Annotated in this window: 3 protein-coding genes; all 3 read right to left on the bottom strand. The window is 45.8% G+C overall.

The window, feature by feature from the left end; all coding sequences use genetic code 11:
• Positions 1-228, bottom strand: a 228-nt coding sequence (locus ACKI5B_RS10905) for a hypothetical protein (protein ID WP_407428661.1), incomplete at its 3' end; no start/stop codon positions are given.
• 135 nt (positions 229-363) lie between these two features.
• The gene (locus ACKI5B_RS10900) at positions 364-1,755 is read right to left on the bottom strand and encodes a DUF2130 domain-containing protein (protein WP_407428659.1); all 1,392 of its coding nucleotides are present in this window, start codon (positions 1,753-1,755) and stop codon (positions 364-366) included.
• A 339-nt stretch (positions 1,756-2,094) separates the two neighbouring features.
• Positions 2,095-2,370 carry a site-specific integrase gene (locus ACKI5B_RS10895; RefSeq protein WP_407428657.1) on the bottom strand — a complete coding sequence of 92 codons (276 nt, stop codon included), beginning with the start codon at positions 2,368-2,370 and terminating at the stop codon, positions 2,095-2,097.
• Positions 2,371-2,416: the final 46 nt, after the last annotated feature.

Raw genomic sequence — 2,416 nt, 5'->3', positions numbered from 1 at the left:
TTCGCCGCCAAGGCCGCCATCTTCGGTTCCGACGAGTACAAGATGCTCCAGGAAGTCCGCCGCGACTACCCTGGCTACAAGGTAACTGTTGGCAAGACCAAGGAATACAAGAACATCTACGCCGGTCTGGACTACGCTTACACGAAGAAGTACATCGCGGCCCATGATAATAATGATAAGACCATTGAGTTTGATATGGGTGCGAAGCCAGTGGACTATACAAAACACTAAATTAACGGCAGTCGGTGGAGGCACCGGCTGCCGTTTTGATTGAAGTTATTCTGAAGAGGATTTGAGATGTATGGCGTTTGAACATTCATATCCTTTTCAGACGTTTTTCATACTACTTCCCTGCTCACAGCATCATGGGTTTTTCTTCAACTCGTCGAACATCGCCTTTACAGACGGTGCATTCTTTGTGAGTTTCTTGATGCTCAAGTCCTCTGCTTTGTCATTTGCGAGACGGAGATTGTTTTCAGAAGATACTAATGCCTTTTTCGTCTTCTCCAAATGCTCAATGGTCTTGTCAATTTCCGCAATGGCCAAAGCAAACTTCTCACTAGCGAGACGGTAATTGCGGGCAAAGCCATCCTTGAAAGCATTCATATTCTCCTCAAAGTGGAGAATATCTACCTGCTGGTTCCGGACGATTTGCAATTCCTGCCGATACTGCAGAGAGTTCTGCGCTGCATTGCGCAGCAGGGTAATCATCGGGATGAAGAACTGCGGGCGGATGACATACATCTTCGGATATCGATAAGACACATCCACAATGCCGTTGTTGTAAAGCTCATTGTCAATCTCCAGCAAGGAAACCAGGATGGCATATTCGCACCCCTTTTCCCGGCGGTCTTTATCCAATTCCTTGAAAAAGTCCTCGTTTTTGTGCTTGGTAGCGGTAGTATCAGCCTCATTCTTCATCTCAAACATAATCGAAATGAACTCAGTGCCGTCCTCGCTACACTCCCTATAAATGAAATCGCCCTTGCTGCCCGTGCGAGCATCGTTATCCTTCTCAAAATAGGCATTGGGGAAAGCTGTCATACGCAGACTGTTGAACTGGGTCAAGCAATGCTGCTCCAGACTTTCACCAATCATTTTAGTAGACTGGCGCGCCTTGAAATCCTTGTAGTACTCAATCTGCTCATCCTTCAACTTAAGCTGACTTTCGTACTGCTCTTTCAGCGCCTTCTCACTCAAACGACTTTCAGTTTCCTGAATCGCCAATTCACCCTTCAACTTGGTAATGGTCGATTCCTTGTCCGCCAGTTCTGCGCTCTTTTTTTCTACAGCCTCGGCCACCGCAAGCTTCTTCACGGTTTCACTGGCATCAAGCTTGCTTTGCAACTCAACAATTTGTTGGTTGCGCGCTGCTAGTTCCTCATCCTTTCGCATAAGCTTGTCGGAATGGGCCTTGGTTTCTCTGGAAATCTCCAGATTTTTCTCCTCTACCGCGCGTGCAACAGCCAGTTTCTTGTCCGTTTCACCAGCATCAATACAAGCTTGAAGGTCAGCAATCTTTTTCTCCAGAGCAGCAATCTCCGCCGTTTTCTTTGCCATGTCGGCATCATGCTGCCGTTCTTCCTGCAAGCGAATCAGTTCCAGTTCGCGCTTGCGGCTGGCCTGATGTTCTTCCTCGCGGCGTTTGAGTTCCTTCATAAACTCTTGGTCACGCACCTGATGGGCAATCTGCTGATAACCCGTTTCATCCACTTGAAACACTTCGCCGCAGTTAGGACATCTGATTTCCTGCATCGCACTACGCCTCCAGTTCATAAGTAATTGCTGTTTCTACTAGTATTCTACCCGGCCAAGCTTTTTCCTGCAAGCGTGGCTGTGCTCCTGATTTACTATTTGATTCTCAGCGCATTAAGCACGCCAAAGCAAAGCAACTTCCAAACTACTTCTGTACATTCCTAATGCAATATTGACTTAAATAATTGAAAACGCAAGAAAACGGCAGTCGATGGAGGTACTGGCTACCATTTTGATTGAAAGTTATATAAAAGTTGTTCTAGAGTTGATTTGTAGTCGTATGGCAATTGATAGAAAGCTGTATGAAAGCAGCTTCAGAGTTGTATGAAAGTGGATGTATTATAGGTTCATCAGCACACTATACTGTATGAAGGACTTGGTCGTTTTCAAGAGCGCATTGATGTAGGTTCCCTTGCGTCCTAACTGAATCATTCTCTGAGTGAATCGCTTCACTACAGCCATATCTAAATCATCCATGTCTGTAATCTGCAGTTCTTCCTCACAGTATTTCACGAAGGCGTTGAGATTGGTTTTGTACCCTCTTTGAGTTTTGATTGTGTACTTGCGGATTTCGATTTCCACCAGGAAATCCTGGATTGCCGCCCGGATTGTCATATGCTACACCTCTCCTGTTTATCACAATCCGAAGTTGCATGTTTAT

The organism is Treponema sp. (assembly GCF_045657965.1).
Classification (GTDB): Bacteria; Spirochaetota; Spirochaetia; order Treponematales; family Treponemataceae; genus Treponema_D.
This window is presented reverse-complemented; position numbering and strand designations above follow the sequence as displayed.

Excerpts from the sequence above, each read along its gene's own strand:
- ACKI5B_RS10900 (WP_407428659.1), bottom strand. The coding sequence starts at position 1,755 with ATGCAGGAAATCAGATGTCCTAACTGCGGCGAAGTGTTTCAAGTGGAT.
- ACKI5B_RS10895 (WP_407428657.1), bottom strand. The coding sequence starts at position 2,370 with ATGACAATCCGGGCGGCAATCCAGGATTTCCTGGTGGAAATCGAAATC.